Annotated in this window: 13 protein-coding genes; 7 read left to right on the top strand and 6 right to left on the bottom strand. The window is 37.4% G+C overall.

Annotation, left to right across the window (positions count from 1 at the left end):
* Positions 1 to 75: 75 nt before the first annotated feature.
* Positions 76 to 972 carry a LysR family transcriptional regulator gene (locus tag I6F42_RS09070; protein WP_165725613.1) on the bottom strand — a complete coding sequence of 299 codons (897 nt, stop codon included), beginning with the start codon at positions 970 to 972 and terminating at the stop codon, positions 76 to 78.
* Positions 973 to 1,109: 137 nt separating this feature from the next.
* Here I6F42_RS09070 and I6F42_RS09065 point away from each other — a divergent pair, with 137 nt between their 5' ends.
* Entirely contained in the window at positions 1,110 to 1,709 is a 600-nt protein-coding gene (locus tag I6F42_RS09065) for a short chain dehydrogenase (protein ID WP_197151874.1), read from the top strand.
* 118 nt (positions 1,710 to 1,827) lie between these two features.
* Here I6F42_RS09065 and I6F42_RS09060 read toward each other — a convergent pair whose 3' ends face one another.
* Complete coding sequence (locus tag I6F42_RS09060; RefSeq protein ID WP_197151871.1) at positions 1,828 to 2,934, bottom strand: hypothetical protein; 1,107 nt, start codon at positions 2,932 to 2,934, stop codon at positions 1,828 to 1,830.
* Between the two features lie 229 nt (positions 2,935 to 3,163).
* Between I6F42_RS09060 and I6F42_RS09055 the strand changes: the two genes are divergently transcribed.
* The 4 genes from I6F42_RS09055 (at position 3,164) to I6F42_RS09040 (ending at position 7,021) form a co-directional block, all read left to right on the top strand.
* The gene (locus tag I6F42_RS09055) at positions 3,164 to 4,078 is read left to right on the top strand and encodes a LysR family transcriptional regulator (RefSeq protein WP_197151869.1); all 915 of its coding nucleotides are present in this window, start codon (positions 3,164 to 3,166) and stop codon (positions 4,076 to 4,078) included.
* Between the two features lie 108 nt (positions 4,079 to 4,186).
* The gene (locus tag I6F42_RS09050; RefSeq protein ID WP_197151867.1) at positions 4,187 to 6,142 is read left to right on the top strand and encodes a TonB-dependent receptor domain-containing protein; all 1,956 of its coding nucleotides are present in this window, start codon (positions 4,187 to 4,189) and stop codon (positions 6,140 to 6,142) included.
* A 118-nt stretch (positions 6,143 to 6,260) separates the two neighbouring features.
* Positions 6,261 to 6,728 carry a DUF4405 domain-containing protein gene (locus tag I6F42_RS09045; RefSeq protein ID WP_197151864.1) on the top strand — a complete coding sequence of 156 codons (468 nt, stop codon included), beginning with the start codon at positions 6,261 to 6,263 and terminating at the stop codon, positions 6,726 to 6,728.
* Positions 6,728 to 7,021, top strand: a complete 294-nt coding sequence (locus tag I6F42_RS09040; RefSeq protein WP_197151863.1) for a hypothetical protein — start codon at positions 6,728 to 6,730, stop codon at positions 7,019 to 7,021. Before I6F42_RS09045 ends, I6F42_RS09040 begins: the two co-directional genes overlap by 1 nt.
* 104 nt (positions 7,022 to 7,125) lie before the next feature.
* Here I6F42_RS09040 and I6F42_RS09035 read toward each other — a convergent pair whose 3' ends face one another.
* From I6F42_RS09035 to I6F42_RS09020, 4 genes are all read right to left on the bottom strand, one after another.
* Entirely contained in the window at positions 7,126 to 8,118 is a 993-nt protein-coding gene (locus tag I6F42_RS09035; RefSeq protein ID WP_010553109.1) for a fatty acid desaturase, read from the bottom strand.
* A 225-nt stretch (positions 8,119 to 8,343) separates the two neighbouring features.
* A complete protein-coding gene (locus I6F42_RS09030) occupies positions 8,344 to 10,776 on the bottom strand; it encodes an ABC transporter permease (RefSeq protein ID WP_010553108.1) in 2,433 nt (810 codons plus the stop codon).
* A gap of 94 nt (positions 10,777 to 10,870) precedes the next feature.
* The gene (locus tag I6F42_RS09025; protein ID WP_010553107.1) at positions 10,871 to 11,605 is read right to left on the bottom strand and encodes an ABC transporter ATP-binding protein; all 735 of its coding nucleotides are present in this window, start codon (positions 11,603 to 11,605) and stop codon (positions 10,871 to 10,873) included.
* Between the two features lie 11 nt (positions 11,606 to 11,616).
* Positions 11,617 to 12,867 (bottom strand): efflux RND transporter periplasmic adaptor subunit, encoded by a 1,251-nt coding sequence (locus I6F42_RS09020; protein WP_010553106.1) that lies wholly within the window; start codon positions 12,865 to 12,867, stop codon positions 11,617 to 11,619.
* A gap of 356 nt (positions 12,868 to 13,223) precedes the next feature.
* On the opposite strand from I6F42_RS09020, the gene I6F42_RS09015 reads away from it, so the two are divergent.
* Both I6F42_RS09015 and I6F42_RS09010 read left to right on the top strand, forming a co-directional pair.
* Positions 13,224 to 14,573, top strand: a complete 1,350-nt coding sequence (locus I6F42_RS09015; RefSeq protein WP_010553105.1) for a sigma-54 dependent transcriptional regulator — start codon at positions 13,224 to 13,226, stop codon at positions 14,571 to 14,573.
* The gene (locus tag I6F42_RS09010) at positions 14,570 to 15,853 is read left to right on the top strand and encodes a PAS domain-containing sensor histidine kinase (protein ID WP_010553104.1); all 1,284 of its coding nucleotides are present in this window, start codon (positions 14,570 to 14,572) and stop codon (positions 15,851 to 15,853) included. Before I6F42_RS09015 ends, I6F42_RS09010 begins: the two co-directional genes overlap by 4 nt.
* Positions 15,854 to 16,004: the final 151 nt, after the last annotated feature.

Genomic DNA, 16,004 nt, shown 5'->3' with positions numbered 1-16,004 from the left:
CCCAACTATGAAGGGCCACTTCACTTTTCACTGATTTTATCTATTTTTAGTTTGAAGGTTTAGCGCTAATTAAGCCTACCACTTTTGCTTTTGTTGATTTAAAAATGGCACTAAATAGTCCACCAACGCACGGACAGTTGGGCTTAATAAACGTTGCGATGGGTAGAGTAAATTCACGGGTAATGGGCTTGGCACATAATCGCTTAATATTTCTATTAACTCACCAGATTGAATTGCCGCATCAACGTAAAAACTAGGCAGCTGAGCAATACCTTGATTCGCTATAGCAAAGGCTTTTAAGCTTTGAGAATCGTTAACTTCAAGGCTACCAGCTACTTTAATGACTGTGCTTTTTCCGTCAATTAAGTACGACCATCGCTTGGCATTAGTTACTGCGGTATTTATTAAACATCGATGGTTTTTAAGATCTTTAGGCGTACTGGGCATGCCGTGAGTGTTAATATAGTGAGGGCTTGCTACCGTTTTAAAGCGCATATTACCAATATTACGCGCGACCATTGTTGAGTCGTTTAAGTGCCCTACGCGTATAGCTAAATCAAAGCCTTCTTCCACCAGCTCTACTTTACGATTCATAAGTGAAATTGCTAAATCAACGTCCTGATGCAGCTCTTTAAATTCAGCTAATGCAACCGGCAGCATATATTGCCCAATCATTATGGGAGCTGTAATTTTTATAAGCCCTTTGATTTGTTGTTGCTGTGTTTTGGAGCGGCGAAGTTCGGTGACTTGTGCACGAATATCACTGAGCTTAAGTAAATATGCTTTACCGTCTTCGGTTAAACTTAATGAGCGTGTAGTACGGTTTATTAACCTAATATCGAGCCATTTTTCAAGCTCGTTAATTTGCCTGCTAACGGCTGAGGGCACTAAGTTTAAACTCTCGGCAGCGCGGCTAAAGCTTTGCTGCTGGGCTACTTGCTCAAATACCTGAATTGATTTTAATAAATCCATTACTTACTCGCTAAATTACACTTGGCTATTATTCTAAAAATATCACAAATAATATTATTTATTTGTTATTTTTCATCTTTACTGATGAGTTTATTATTACCTTACATTCACAAAATACATTGTTAAAGGTAATAAAAATGAAAGTATTATTAATAGGCGCATCAGGCATAGTTGGGGCAGCAATAGCGGCAGACCTTCATGATCATCAAGTTATTAAAGCGAGCTTTAAAAACAGCGAACACACGGTAGACATTCAAGATAAAGCCTCTATAGAAGCATTATTTAAAAAAATAGGAAATGTTGATGCGGTTATATCTACGGCAGGTTTAATTGCCTTCGCACCTATAAACGAGTTAAGTGAGCAAGATTACACAACAACTGTAGGTAATAAATTAATGGGTAATATTATACTATTTCATGTTGCAACTAAGTACATTAATCAAGGCGGTAGTTTTACTTTTACTTCAGGCTTTTTAGCACAAAATCCTGCGCCCGGTTCAGCAGCTGTAAGCATGGTAAATGCAACGTTAGATTCATTCGCTAAAGCGGCGGCATTAGAACTTGAAGGCACATTACGCGTAAATACCGTAAGTCCTCATTTTGTAAAGGAAACGATGGAGATAATGGGTATGGATAGCACCAGTGGTATAACCGCTGCTGATACCGCTAAAGCATTTAGACACGCAATTGAAAGTAACCAAACAGGTAAAGCTTTTGATGTAGTCGACTATATTTAGAGCTAAAGCAGATTGCTTGATGTAACAATTCAACCAGATTATTAATTGAAGCCCTGTTATCAAAATAGCTGCTCTAAGCAGCTATTTAAATTAGTAACTTTAAACAGCTAGCAATCTGTTATTTAAGCTTAATTACCGATAAAGTATGTGGATTGTCAGCTTTTTTGTTAACCATATTAGGACTGTCGAACACGGCGTCAAAATTCATAATAATAATATCTTTACCACGAACAATTAATTCAGATGGTGCATCAAGCTCCCCATGAAGTCCTGTGGTATTGCCATTTTGTGCCAGTAACTCTAATTTACCTTGCATATCAATACTATAAATAGCGTTAGCAAATAAGTCTGTAATATAAATTTTGTTAGTACGCTTGTCCCACTTTAAACCGTCGGTTGCAACTAGGCCTTTTGCAAATAGCTCTGTTTTAACTTTTTCATTGCGCTCATTCATAGTGGTTTTAATTACGCTGCCATCTTCCATAATGCTAGTGTATAAATTACCTTCTCCATCAAATGTTAGGCCGTTAGCGCCAAACTTAAGTGTCGCGTTAGAGGCAAATGTATCAAACAGATGTGAGTCATGATTTTGAGTACTTAAAAAAGGTTTTATATGCGCTGGTTTTTGAGTATTTAACTCACTCATGCCAACCTTATACACACCACTTAACTGCTTAGTACCTTCAAGTTTTAATACTGTTTCTGAAATAAACAGATCATCGCCTTTAAATACCACTGCATTAGGAAATAATAACCCTGTTACAACAACATCCGTGCTTACAGCTTTTCCATTTACGACATTAATACGTAGTATTCGCGATTTATAACTGCCATCAAACCACATTTGCATGTCAGCTACGTAAGCATTGCCATCTGGGCCGAATGCAATTCCCATAGGTGCAATTTTACCTGTTGATGGCGCCATATCTTGCTTAGTAAAAGTATACCAATTACTAAAATTGTTATTTTTATCAAGCATGCCTATACGGGGCGCAGCAGGTGTTTGCATCTCGCCTATTTTAATCAGTGCATCGTTATGAAAGTTTGGCGAGGTAATATATACATTGCCCTCTTTATCCATATCGCTACTGGCTGGCGAATTAAAGGTGTTAGGTAAATCGACTAATAACTCAGGCGTTAACAATTCTGGTTTTGTAGGCTCAGCTAATGCGCTATTAAAAAGCCCTGTTGCTAGCAGCGCTGCTGCAAAATAAAGTGGTTTCATTGTGTTGTATCCTGTTAGTTTAATTTGATACAACCAGTATATTGTTTACTTTAAGGTTTGATAATCAGGGTAAATAGCAAATCACTTTATACATTTTATATATAATTAACGTTGTTTTTTATTTTAAGAGTCATGTTTAAATTCCTAAAAACAAAAGACCTATACGTACTTCGCAAATATAAATGCTAGGATAACAGCTTGTAATACAGGCTAATTATAAAACCAAATTATGAATTTAAATCAGCTCGACCTAAACCTACTCATTATTTTAAAACAGCTATTAAACGAAAAACACATTAGTAATACTGCGTTGACGTTAGGTATGAGCCAACCTTCAATTAGTCGGTCTTTAAGTAAGTTACGTAGTTTATTTGACGACCCATTACTAATTAGAATGGCCGGTGGATATGAGCTAACGCCTAAAGCACAGTCGATTCAGCAAGATTTAAACTCTATTTTGAATATGGTCGAAACACTGGTTAATAAGCAAACCTTTGATGCTAAAACCAGCCAAGCCACTATTAAGTTATTTGGCTTGCCACCACAAATGCACTTACTAATAGAAACCATTATTAAAGGTGTGCGCGAACAAGCACCTAATATCACCCTTGAAATAGACACGTTACCAAAACCGCAATTTTCAGATTTACTAAAAGGCGAAACTCATTTTGTAATAACAGGGCACAAGCCTACAAGCTCTGAGGACAAACTGTATCGTCAAGCGTTGTTTGAACGCGACTTTAAATTAATAATGGCAAGTACTCATCCGCTTGCTAATACAAAGCTGAATATTGAATTATTACGTAACTGTAACTTTGGACAAATATCGATTCAGGGAGAAAAGTCACTTTCTATTGCGCACTGCTTTGCAGCACTTGGGATTGATAATATTAATACGCCAATACGCTTAAAAAACTTTTATAGTATTGGCACCATTGCACAAAATACCGATTTAATATTTTTTGTACCGGACCATTTTGCTAATGATATTTGTCGCCATCATGATGTAGTTGCAAGAGTGGTCCCTCCAGAACTAGATTTAGAGCACGATGAAGTTTATTTATATTGGCATCAACGCCATCATAATGATCCTGTTTGCCAATGGTTTAGAGAGCTAGTTAAAAGCAAAGTATTTAAAATATAAATAACCGCTATTCATTATGAGCATATTCTTTGAATTGCCATTCACCATTACGATCTATTTAATACGAATCATTCTTAATAATGTTAAAAATTAAATAAAAGATCAACAATGATAAATATGCTCCCATTTAATAAAAAGTCTCTCCCTCTTATTGTTAGTACTTTATGCGCCAGTATGTCATTCGCTAGCCTGGCCGAACAAGCTCCCGATACATCAGAAACAATCGAAGTTTGGGGCACAACTATTACTAACAATTCGTTATTACAAGACGACATTGAAAGAAAACAAGCAAATCACTTAAGCGACTTATTACGCGACCAAGCTGGTATTGACGTGGGTGGCTCGCATTCAATAGTCCAAGGCATTAATATTCGTGGCGTTGACGACTTAGATTTAAATATTACCGTTGATGGAATTAGCCAAAACAACAACATGTTTCATCACTCGGGTAACTTATTAATTAACGCTGATATTTTAAAAGCGGTTGATATAAAAGTAGGTACAAACTCAGTGCTTACCGGTGGCCTTTCAGGCGGTGTTGCCTTTGAAACCAAAGACGCTAAAGATTTACTAGAGCCAGGGCAAGGTTTTGGTGCTCGTTTATATACAAATTTAGGCACTAACGACTATGCTGGAGGCTCTGCCGCATTATATGGCCAACTAACTGATAACGTAGATGCCCTAGCCTACTACACCTCTACAGATAGAAATAACTTTGAAAACGGCAATGGCAAAGAAGTAACCGGTAACGAAGGTCGCACAATTGACGGGATATTCAAACTTGGTTGGGATGTAAACGAAAGCAATCGTTTAGTATTTTCATACGATAGATATAACGACGAAGGCGATTACTACGTAAAAACTAACTTTGGTGCTGGCTTTGCTGAAGACTCAAACGCTAAAACAGAAGATATTGACTACACTCGCACAAGTACATCACTTGCTTATGAGCTAAATAAAGGCGATGCAATTACCCTACGCGCTAGCGTTTACCGAAACGAGCTAAGCTACATAGCACTTGGTACTGAAGGTAACTCTGAACATACAGGTTATACAGCACTTGCAACATCAAAATTAGCACTGGCTGGTTTTGAGCATACTTTACGCTACGGCGGTGAAGGCTATGAACAAGTATCAAAGCGTATTGCAAACCACGTTCAAACTAACAAAGACACAGCCGACTCTCATGCTATTTATATTGAAGACGAAATAGCCCTAACCGAACAGTTATTTGTGACCCCAGGCGTGCGCTACAACTATTTTAAAGTAGACATGTACTCTGCTGGTACTAACGATTCACTAAATAAATCGTGGAACGAACTAACGTTTGGTTTAGCTGCTAAATACCTTGTTAATGATAACTGGAGCATAAGCGCAAGCTCTACTGAGTTATTTCAAGGGCCTGGCCTTCGTGAAAGTTACGTTGATTACAGCACTAACTTTGATAAAAACCTAAAAGCAGAAACAGGTGTAAATAACGCCATCGGATTTGCCTTCAAAGAACGTAATGTATTGGGCTTAGATTCTTTAGGCTTTTCACTTAATGTGTTTAAAACCCGCATTGAAGATTACATAGACAACTGGGCTATAGGTAAAGGCCGCCCTGTTGGTATTTATGCTAATTCGGGCGATTACGACATTGATGGTTTTGAATCAACGCTTTCACTACGTAAAGATCTGTTTAGTGCACGTTTAAGTTACTCTAATTCAGATTCAGATCAGTTAGAAACGCATGAGCAACTACGCTATGAAGTTGGTGACAGCATTGCATTAAACCTTGGCTACGAAGTCCCGCAGTATGATTTAAAGTTTAACTGGACCAGCCTAATTAACAGAACGGATGATTCGGTGTCGAGCGGTGCTGATATCCATAAAGTAGGCTATCAAGTTCATAACATCAGCATGCAGTGGCTACCAAGTCAGCTTGAAGCACTTAGCATGACCTTAGGTATTGAAAATATTTTTGACAAAACTTATTACTCACACGCGTCATACTCAAGCGACACCGTGCAAGATTACGAAGCAGGTCGCAATGTAAAATTAAGCGCGTCGTACGTTTTTTAATTTAAAAGCTCAGTAATAATTTAAGGCTCAATATTTTATTGAGCCTTTTACTGTTTAAGGAGGGCGTACCTTAAATAGTCGCAATCAAAAAGTAATTAAAAATTAGGGTCATATTATAATGTCTAACTGGAAGCAAAACTTACAAAAATTCCGCTATGTAATGGATGCACTACTCCTTATAAGCTTTATGCTAGTAAGTGCACCACAAGCAACGGGCGTACCTTTACATGAATGGTTTAGTTTGTTTTTTATAGTGCCATTTGCAATTCACTTATTACTACATTGGGATTGGATACAGCGCAGCTTTAAGCGCTTATTATCTAAATTAAGTGCTCGAGAACGTTTTAACATAGTGTGGGATTACCTACTTTATATAATGATGTTATTGGTATTTGTGAGTGGCTTTTTAGTGTCGGTTGCTTTACTACCAACACTTCACATTAGTTTAAACATTCAAGATTTTTGGTCAAAGATGCACCACGATACAGCCACCTTAATCATGCCAATGTTAGGCGTACACTTAGCTCTTAATTTGAGCTGGATTGTAAAACTAACCAAACGTATGTTTGCCAAGGAGGCTAAATAATGATGCACTTAAAACAACAGTGGAAAACCCGCACCAGCATCGTTTTAATTGTATCTGTTTTAGTGAGCCTGATATTGGTGACTTTGGAGCGAACAGATTGGGCTATGCAAATAAACCTACAAGGTTATAGCCACGGCTCAGCTGAAGGAGAAAAGCCGAATATAGCACCGATATTGATGTATATTTTACCATTTGTAAAAGAACTTATTTTAATAGGCGTACCGATGTTATTAACGCTTGGAATAGCAAAGTTATTTGGATTGATAAAAAAGCGATTTAAAAGAGCGGATTAATTTATAGATGATTGCTTTAGTTTTATATCCAACTAAAGCAATCATACGTTATTGAATAGGCAACTGAGCACCTATGTAATAACGGTTTTTACTGAAGTTTTAGGTTATGCCTTGTAAGCATTCGCATTTTTAATGCTCTCAAAATCGTTAAAGCGCACATTATGCTGCGCCATTACTTTAAGTATTTTTTTACTTAGCATTTGGCGTAAATAAAACGGCTGATTTGGCACAAAATGATGTATGGTATGCGTTTTACCAAAGTTAAAACAAAACAAGTGAAACGGCATAAATAAACGACTCGTTAGTACATGTGTTTGTTCAAGCATATTATTAACGCCGCTATAGTAATGCATGCTTGAGGTAACAAAATTAAGCGAGCTTGAGCGAATAATATTAGGAACAATGAGCACAACCATTAAAAATTCAAACGCATTCATTGTACTTAACAACCAGCTAGGCGAATTTAGCGAAAGTGGTATAAATAAATTAACAATATGAAATAAAATAACGCTATATAAAATAGCGAAATACGCAGTCGCTATCGGAAACCCCGCATTAAAAACACTCGAAAAACTAAAGCCATTAATTTCTTTTCTAAAACGTTTAGTAGAAATAACTAACCCTAATAACCCATCTACAATAACTAGCGCACGTAAAAATGGATTTTTAATACCGTTTCCCACCAAGCGTTCTTCTAGGTCTTGTTGTGTGCCTGAGGTTTTGTGATGGTGTAAATGCATTTTACGTCGGTACCATGGGCTAATAGTATTTGGCCGCATTAACCATACTGTTAGCATCATAAAATTATGCATGAACGGCTGATTACTAAAATATTGTTTATGTATAAGGTCGTGCTCTAACTCATGGGAAATAGATGCAGCAATAGCCGCAAGTACTATGCATACCCAAGCAGGTATGATGGCTAAATAATATAAAACACCAACACCAATTAATGCGCTAAGCGATAGCAATAAAATAATTAACCCTAAGGTATTTTGATGTGCAAGTAACGGGTGCTTTTGACGAAGTGATGCTTCCTCTGCCTTAATTGCTTTAACAATCGATTGAATGTTCTGTTTGGCACTTAATTGAGTCATATATAATGTCTTAAAAACCTTGTTGCGCAAATAATACCTGAATTAAGCGCAACATCGGAATAAAGCGGGAATAAAATTATGATGTATTGAGCTATTACCAATAGTTCAATAGCATCCCAGTTCATTAGGTTTTAGTTTGTAAGTGCAGCTATATTGCAACAACCACACCTAGAAACTAAATATTAGGGCCAGCTGCCAATTTAAAAGCCATGCTGTACAAGAGTTTTAGCTTTCGCTTTGTATGCCTGAAATTGCTGGGCGCTTTAATTGTGCATTTAGAGGTAAGTAACATGCTATTGCACCAAGAGTTACTACAAATATTAAGGTAGTAAGGAATAATACTAGCTGAGTTAACGTAGGTACTGTATTAGCTATATCTTGTAATTGCTGTTGCAGTAAAAATAAAATACCAACACTTAATAAAACCCCTATTAAAATAGCAGCACCACTTTGCTTAAATACTAATAAAAATAAATCTAGCGGTTTAGCACCTATACACAAACGAATACCAATTTCAGCACGTCGTAGCTGCACTGAGTAACGCATAATACTCACCAAGCCAATGCTGGTTAATACTATTGTCGCAACAATAAGCATTACAGTTGTAGCCGATACAACGTATTGTCGAAATAACGCAGTGTCACGTTGAGAGCTTAGCGGTTCGAGCTTATGCACTGAGATCCCTGCATCTATTTTTTGCAATAATGTATTGAGCGTTTGTTTTTTTAATTGTTGACCATTTTTGAGCTCTACAATAAATGAGCGATACCCTTGACGAGTCAAAAAGGCTTTAGGCTTTGTTAGTGCTTTACCAGGAATTGGCATCGCCTTAACAATACCTATAATTGTTAAGTCGTTTTCACGACCAGATGTAATATCAAAACTTAGGCGCATCCCTAACGCATTACCATCACTTGATAGCTGCTTGGCAAGTACATCATTGATAACTATTACATTAGCGTCACTTTTAACATCTTCAGCTGAAAAACTACGCCCTTGTAGTATGGGTTGTTTAAGCACTGAAAAATAATGCTCATCAACGGCTTTACCAAACGGTAGCACCAATTTATTGTTCGCGACTTCAATGAGTGACCAAGTAATTAAATTATCATTGATAGGTGAAGATGAGCGGCTAATTTGAGCTACTTCTGGCAATAACGCTATTTCATTAGCCGCTTGATTTAGCACTTGGTTTGCCTTTTCTCTATCTGCTGATAAATAATTAGCTAAATTAATTTCAACACTGGTTAGTTGCTTAATAGGCAGTGTGAAAGCTTCTTTTATATTGGCATTATTAACGTTAAAGATTAAAAGATTAATAAATAATAAGGTACATGTAATGGCTACCTGAAATGCCACCAAACTTTGCCAAATACGCTTACTTACCTGTACAGTTTTACCTTTTCCTGCTGACTTTAAGCCACCGATTAGTTCACGATAATTAATAATACGCGTACACAAATAGGCAAATAGGGTGCTAAGTATTAAACAGCTCAGTACCGCGATAAGTACTGAGGCTATATTAACCGACAACTCATTTGCTCGAGGCAATATGGCCTGAGCTAAATGACTCAACTCAGACAAAATAACAGCTGATAAAGTAAGGCCTATAAAGCTTGCACTTCCTATTAATAATACAATTTCAAGCCAAAATTGTTTAAACAAAATAAACCGTGTTGCGCCTACGGCAGCACTTAATGCTAAGGCGTGCTTTCGCGCAGCAGTACGCACAATAAATACATTACTAATGTTTACACATGCAATAATAACCAGACCTAACACAGCTAAAATAAGCCAAAAAATATTTTGCGGCGTTTCTTTTAATATCACATTTTGCAGTGGATTAAGCTCAAGCTGAATATGCCAACCGGAAAAAAATGCTTCTGTTGTAATATGTTGTTGCCACACACTATCAACATACTGAGATAGCTTTTTACTGGCTTGAACTAAATTTGTATTACTTGGTAATTTGGCAACTAAATGACTGTCTGAATAACGATTCCACCAAAAAGGTTTTGCCTCTTCAGATGTTAAATTGTAATCCCAAGGCAGCCATATAGCCGTTTCTTGGCCTGTTTTAATAAGGGCTGGAGATTTAAAGTTGGCAGCAGCTACGCCAATAATTTTAAATTGTTGGCCTCCTACGCTCAGCCTTTGCCCAATAATATCTTCTTTACCAGCAAAATCATTTATCCATGTCTGATAGCTGATCACAGCTACTGGGTTAAAGCTATCTAGTTTCTCTGTTTCACTAAAGCCTCGGCCTAAATGCAACTTAATAGCAAATAAATCAAACCACAATGGCGTTACAAATGACGTATTTACAATGGGCAAGCCAGCCACATCATCAAGGCGTTGCTGTGCGTAATACACCAAAGCGACTTGTTCAAATACGTTATGATTTTTATATAAATCAATTAGCGCAGGGTAATTAAATGCACGTGTATTAAGCGACCCTGTTGAGTCTATTTGCGCGTACTCGGCTTTAACTAACCGTGTTTGATCAGGATAAGGAAGTGGCTTTATAAGCATAATATACGCAAGCGTTAGTACTGTAATTAACGCCGCTAATACAATACTTAAGGTTGCGACAACACTTACGCTATAAATTTTATGCTTTGTAATATTGAGTAATGCATTTTTAAAATTGTAAGTCATTACTACACTCCTTTGAGTAATTGATTAATCGCGGTTTATGTTTTAAACATTTCACATATTCCATTTTATTCTCGCTGATAAAGAGCAATTTTATTTAAGCGTTTAGTGGCTCTTTTACCGCCATTTCGCCAAGCAATTCACCATCAAGAAGCTTTAGCTGACGACTTGCCATATCTGCATAGCGAGGGTCATGGGTGACCATGCAAATAGTTGTTCCCCCATTATTTAAGTCAGTCAATATTTGCATTACTTGGTCACCCGATTTTGAGTCAAGATTGCCTGTTGGCTCATCCACCAGCAAAATTGTGGGCTCCGCCACCAAGGCACGCGCTATGGCAACACGTTGCTGCTGACCACCTGAAAGCTGGCTTGGTTTATGGCTCATTCGATGTCCAAGCCCCACTTTTTCAAGGCACGCTTTTACTTTTTCAGCAATCTCATCCTTGCTCGGTTTAGAGTGATGGTAGCGAAGTGGCAATGCCACATTATCAAATACATTTAATTCATCAATTAAGTTAAATGACTGAAAAACAAACCCTATTTTAGCGTTTCTAATGTCAGCGGCTTGATTCTGCGTAAGCTTAGAAACATTCACACCATCAACAAAATACTCACCACTCGTTGGCATATCAAGTAAACCTAGAATTGATAATAAGGTTGATTTCCCGCACCCTGATGGCCCAGATATAGACAAGTATTCACCGCTGTAAACTTTTAATTCAATGCTACGAAGCGCATATGTTTGCAGCTCATCCGTTTCAAATACCTTACTAAGTCCTTTCATTTCTAGCACGACACTTTTAAGGGCTTTAGTTTTTTGTTCTGCCATTGTATTCATCCTTAATTTATATGAATTGTTTGGTTGGTTTGAGTAAGGTTGGCTAAATCTGAAATTATTAACTGCTGGTCAACAGCTACACCGCTTAATACTTCAATATAACGCCCAGCTAAACGACCAATTTTTACTTTAACTAGACTTGCATCGCCTGATATTGGATTAAGCTGATATAGCGTAACTTCGGTATATGGTTTAACGTTTGCAGGGCGCTCTATGTAGGTAACATTGGTGAGCTTTGCAATAATGATATTTGCATCAACACTCAGTTGCGGTCTCACGTTTTCGGGTAATATTTTAGGCAAAGCAAGCTCTACTTCTACCGTATTATTAACAATTACAGGGCTTATACGCGTAACGCGCGCATCAACTATACCTCGGCGTGTATCTACCTGTGCAACTTGCCCTAAGCTAATATTATCAACCTGGTTTTGAGGAACTTGAATCAAAGCAATTAAGCTATCAACCGAGCCAATTAATGCAATTTCTTGCCCTGCATTAACGCTTTGCCCAAGCTCCACAGGTAAGCGCTGTAACACACCATTTATCCCAGCCTTTATCGATAAATTAGTAAGCTTTGTTTGTGCCATAAAAACAATGCCTTGCTGTTGCTTTATTTGCTCCAACTGAATACTTTGTGCCTCTTTATGTACTTCTTTTAACTGCTCTGCACGTTGCTTGGCAATTGCCAATTGCTGGCTAAGTTGTTGCTCATCAAGCACACTACGCTGATAATTTAAGGCTGATACAATACCTTGCTTAACAAGGGCTTCTTCTGCTTTTAATTTTAGTTTGGCATTTTCATACGCTGCATAACTTTGCGCTACATGGGAGCGCTCATTTAACAGCTCTCGCGTATTATTGAGCTTTATTTGGCGCAAGTTTGCATTCAATTTATTAAGCTCTTGCTCAGCACTTTGTAACTGTTGATCGAGTTCTGGGTTTGCAAGTTGCACAATTACGGAGTCACTACTGACAATAGCGCCTGGCTTTAGCAAAATAGCTTTAACTGTGGCTGCTGTTTTAGCTGTAAGTAATTGCTGCTGTGCCGATTTTAATTCTCCATAACCCGTCACTGTAATGTCTAACGCGCCTTGCTTTAGCGTTGCAACAATAATATTACTACGCGAAACGGATACTCCAGCTTGGTTATTTTGTTGATAAATAACCCCAATTATCATAATAACAGCAGTGACTAAAATTAACTTTTGCCAAACAGCTAAAGCTTTTGTATTTGTTGTTTTTGCTATATCCATATTTCACTGCTTAATGCTTTGTATATTTAAGGTATAGCGAAACACGTGCCAACATTAAAAACTAAATAAATACATGAGATTAACTACAATATTACTTACTTTTTCTAATAAATAGCAGCAATAGCGGACCCTCAGTACCAATTTGAAACTCATAACCCTAATTTGCAAAGTTATATTTTTATTAACCTCTTCTTAGCAGTGCCGAAACCGAACCATCACAGTCCGATTTCGGACTAACATATTAGTATTTAGTGCTACTCAGTTATTAACCGTTTGAAATTCAATAAATAAAATCTCTGGCATAGAAATCGCTTTACGCTACAATAAATTAGTTTCCCCCTTTTACTTGGAAGTTTATGCCTGCCACTATTTTGATCATCGAAGATAGCCCCGAAATTCGTCTAAGCGCGCGATTTATTTTAGAAGATAGTGGTTATCTGGTGCTTGAAAGCAGCGATCCTTTTGAGGCACAAGCATTACTTGAAACAGGCCAAGCTGTGAATCTAATTTTGCTCGATATGAATTTCTCGCGCGATACAACGTCTGGTAATGAAGGAATGGCTTTTTTAAAGTACTTACAAAAAAAACAATTAACCATTCCTGTTATAGCAATGACAGCTTGGTCAAGCGTTGACTTAGCTGTACGCGCAATGCAACAAGGGGCATGCGACTTTATTGAAAAGCCTTGGCAAAATCAGCGACTATTAAAGTTACTTCAGCAACAGCTAACTCTTAATGATCTCACTAAAAAAAATAAAAAGTTACAGCAGCAATTAAACGATCATCCCTCGCAGCCTTTTATTTATAACTCAATAGCAATGCAACAACTGATTGGGCAACTAGAAAAAGTAGCCAAAACTGATGCTAATATATTACTAACCGGAGAAAATGGCACAGGTAAAAGTCAGTTAGCCCAATGGATACATCAACAATCAGCTCGTAAAACTCAGCCTTTTATTGCAGTAAATATGGGCGCAATTGTAGAATCGTTATTTGAAAGTGAAATGTTTGGGCATAAAAAAGGGGCGTTTACAGATGCTAAAAGTGAACGTATTGGTCGCTTTGAACTAGCTGAGAATGGAAGTTTATTTCTAGATGAAATTGCTAATATTCCGCTACCTCAACAAGCTAAATTACTGCGAGTGCTTGAAAGTCAAGATTATGAAATGGTGGGTGCAAGTTACACTAAAAAAGCTAATGTTAGGCTGATAAGTGCTACCAATGGGGATTTTAGTAAACTCATCGCTAGTAGCACATTTAGGGAGGATTTATATTATCGATTAAATACGCTTGAATTTGTTATTCCGCCATTGCGAGAACGTGTAGAGGATATAATCCCGCTATGTGAGCACTTTATAAGTCATCACGCCAAAAAGTATAACCATAATTTAATAAAGCTTACTGATTGTGCCAAACTTGCATTATTACACTACTCTTGGCCAGGCAATGTACGTGAGTTAAGCCACATTATTGAACGTGCTGTTTTATTAGCAACAACAGATACCTTAAGTGCAAGTCACCTTAACCTAAATAATAATCAAGCTAATAATACGCTACCGTTAATGACCCTAGAAAGCGCTGAACGCCAACTTATTGATTTAGCATTAAAACAAACTCAAGGCCACATTCCTAACGCTGCGAAGTTATTAGGTCTGGGTAAATCATCTATGTACCGTCGTCTTGAGAAATATGGTATTACGATATGAAAGCACGCTGGCTTTTTAGTTCTTCACTAGAGCGCAGTTTAGTAAGCTTTGCCGTATTAAGCGGCTGTTTATCTGCAATTGGTTGCTACTTCATTAGCCAATACTTTACCTTGTCGACCGCAACTTCAGTCGCAATTGCAGTGCTATTTTTAGTTATTTATTTTAAGTTATTTATGAGTACTTATAACAAAGTTATAAGTAGCTTTAATCGTAACCATGCTCACCTAGATGCTATTTTGAATGAGGACTACAACCAACTCGTTAAACCGAGCTACCAAGGCGGAAGCATCAACCGATTGCAGCAAAGCTTAATTACTTTAAGTGAAGAGTTATTTAAAAAGAAATCACGTTATGATCAGCATGTATTTTTGGTATATCAGCTAATTGAGCACTTTAATGTACCAATAATGGTGCTCGATCAAAGCAATAAGCTGAGCTATGCCAACAACGCATATAGCGAATTTAAAAATACACCATGGCAAACTATGCGCTACTCAAGCGCAGAGACATTAGGGCTTATAAAGCATGATGCTCATTGGCAACTTAGCGATGCGATTACTGCGCAACAATGGCAAATACGCCACAGTGAATTTATAGAGCAAGGCAGTTGCCATCAACTTATTGTAATGATTAATATCACCTCTGCTCTTCGCGAAAACCAACTACAAGCATGGCAGCAAATAATTCGCGTACTCGGCCACGAAATTCGTAATTCGCTTACTCCGGTGATTGGTATGGCCGAAAACCTCGCGGTAAAGCTTACCGAGCCACGTCAGGCACAAGCGTTAAACGTAATAAGTGAGCGTTGTAATCACCTAAATGAGTTTGTAACCCGCTACGGTGATATAAATAAAGCCCTTTCACTCAACATTGTTACTATAGATAGTAAGGTTTTTTTTAATCAAGTGTGCGCTATTTACCCTGATGTTGAGTTTGCTCGTAGCATTAACTGCTCAACTTTTAATGCCGATCGTACATTTTTAAATCAAGTAATTATTAACCTGATAAAAAACGCCATAGAAGCCAGCTCCAGCCCGGTTAAAATAGCATTGAAAATCAGCACTCAAAACTCGGTGAACTGCATTACCATCTCTGACCACGGACATGGCCTTGCAAACCCAGATAATATATTTGTGCCGTTTTACACTACTAAACAACAAGGCCAGGGCATTGGTCTCAGTTTTTGCCGTAACGTGATTGAACAACATAACGGCAGTTTAAGTTTAGTAAACAAAAGTAATGACTTAGGTGCTGTAGCAACTATTTTGTTACCGGTATAATTAATTTTAACAAGAGTTTGCGGGTATTTGCGGGTATACGTTTTGATATATAAAACTTAAAAAACTAATAACATAAAGTATTAGGGCAGGTTAAAGTTTGAAGTACATAATCGATACGTTTTTCCATTATAAAAACTAGTTTAGTGTTTGA

This window comes from Pseudoalteromonas sp. SWYJZ12, assembly GCF_015864395.1.
Taxonomy (GTDB): Bacteria; Pseudomonadota; Gammaproteobacteria; order Enterobacterales; family Alteromonadaceae; genus Pseudoalteromonas; species Pseudoalteromonas arctica.
The sequence above is the reverse complement of the archived record's forward strand: the minus strand, read 5'-3'. Positions and strand labels throughout refer to the sequence as shown.

Excerpts from the sequence above, each read along its gene's own strand:
- I6F42_RS09040 (WP_197151863.1), top strand. The coding sequence starts at position 6,728 with ATGATGCACTTAAAACAACAGTGGAAAACCCGCACCAGCATCGTTTTA.
- I6F42_RS09070 (WP_165725613.1), bottom strand. The coding sequence starts at position 972 with ATGGATTTATTAAAATCAATTCAGGTATTTGAGCAAGTAGCCCAGCAG.
- I6F42_RS09025 (WP_010553107.1), bottom strand. The coding sequence starts at position 11,605 with ATGGCAGAACAAAAAACTAAAGCCCTTAAAAGTGTCGTGCTAGAAATG.
- I6F42_RS09035 (WP_010553109.1), bottom strand. The coding sequence starts at position 8,118 with ATGACTCAATTAAGTGCCAAACAGAACATTCAATCGATTGTTAAAGCA.
- I6F42_RS09065 (WP_197151874.1), top strand. The coding sequence starts at position 1,110 with ATGAAAGTATTATTAATAGGCGCATCAGGCATAGTTGGGGCAGCAATA.
- I6F42_RS09050 (WP_197151867.1), top strand. The coding sequence starts at position 4,187 with ATGATAAATATGCTCCCATTTAATAAAAAGTCTCTCCCTCTTATTGTT.
- I6F42_RS09010 (WP_010553104.1), top strand. The coding sequence starts at position 14,570 with ATGAAAGCACGCTGGCTTTTTAGTTCTTCACTAGAGCGCAGTTTAGTA.
- I6F42_RS09030 (WP_010553108.1), bottom strand. The coding sequence starts at position 10,776 with ATGACTTACAATTTTAAAAATGCATTACTCAATATTACAAAGCATAAA.
- I6F42_RS09015 (WP_010553105.1), top strand. The coding sequence starts at position 13,224 with ATGCCTGCCACTATTTTGATCATCGAAGATAGCCCCGAAATTCGTCTA.
- I6F42_RS09055 (WP_197151869.1), top strand. The coding sequence starts at position 3,164 with ATGAATTTAAATCAGCTCGACCTAAACCTACTCATTATTTTAAAACAG.
- I6F42_RS09020 (WP_010553106.1), bottom strand. The coding sequence starts at position 12,867 with ATGGATATAGCAAAAACAACAAATACAAAAGCTTTAGCTGTTTGGCAA.
- I6F42_RS09045 (WP_197151864.1), top strand. The coding sequence starts at position 6,261 with ATGTCTAACTGGAAGCAAAACTTACAAAAATTCCGCTATGTAATGGAT.
- I6F42_RS09060 (WP_197151871.1), bottom strand. The coding sequence starts at position 2,934 with ATGAAACCACTTTATTTTGCAGCAGCGCTGCTAGCAACAGGGCTTTTT.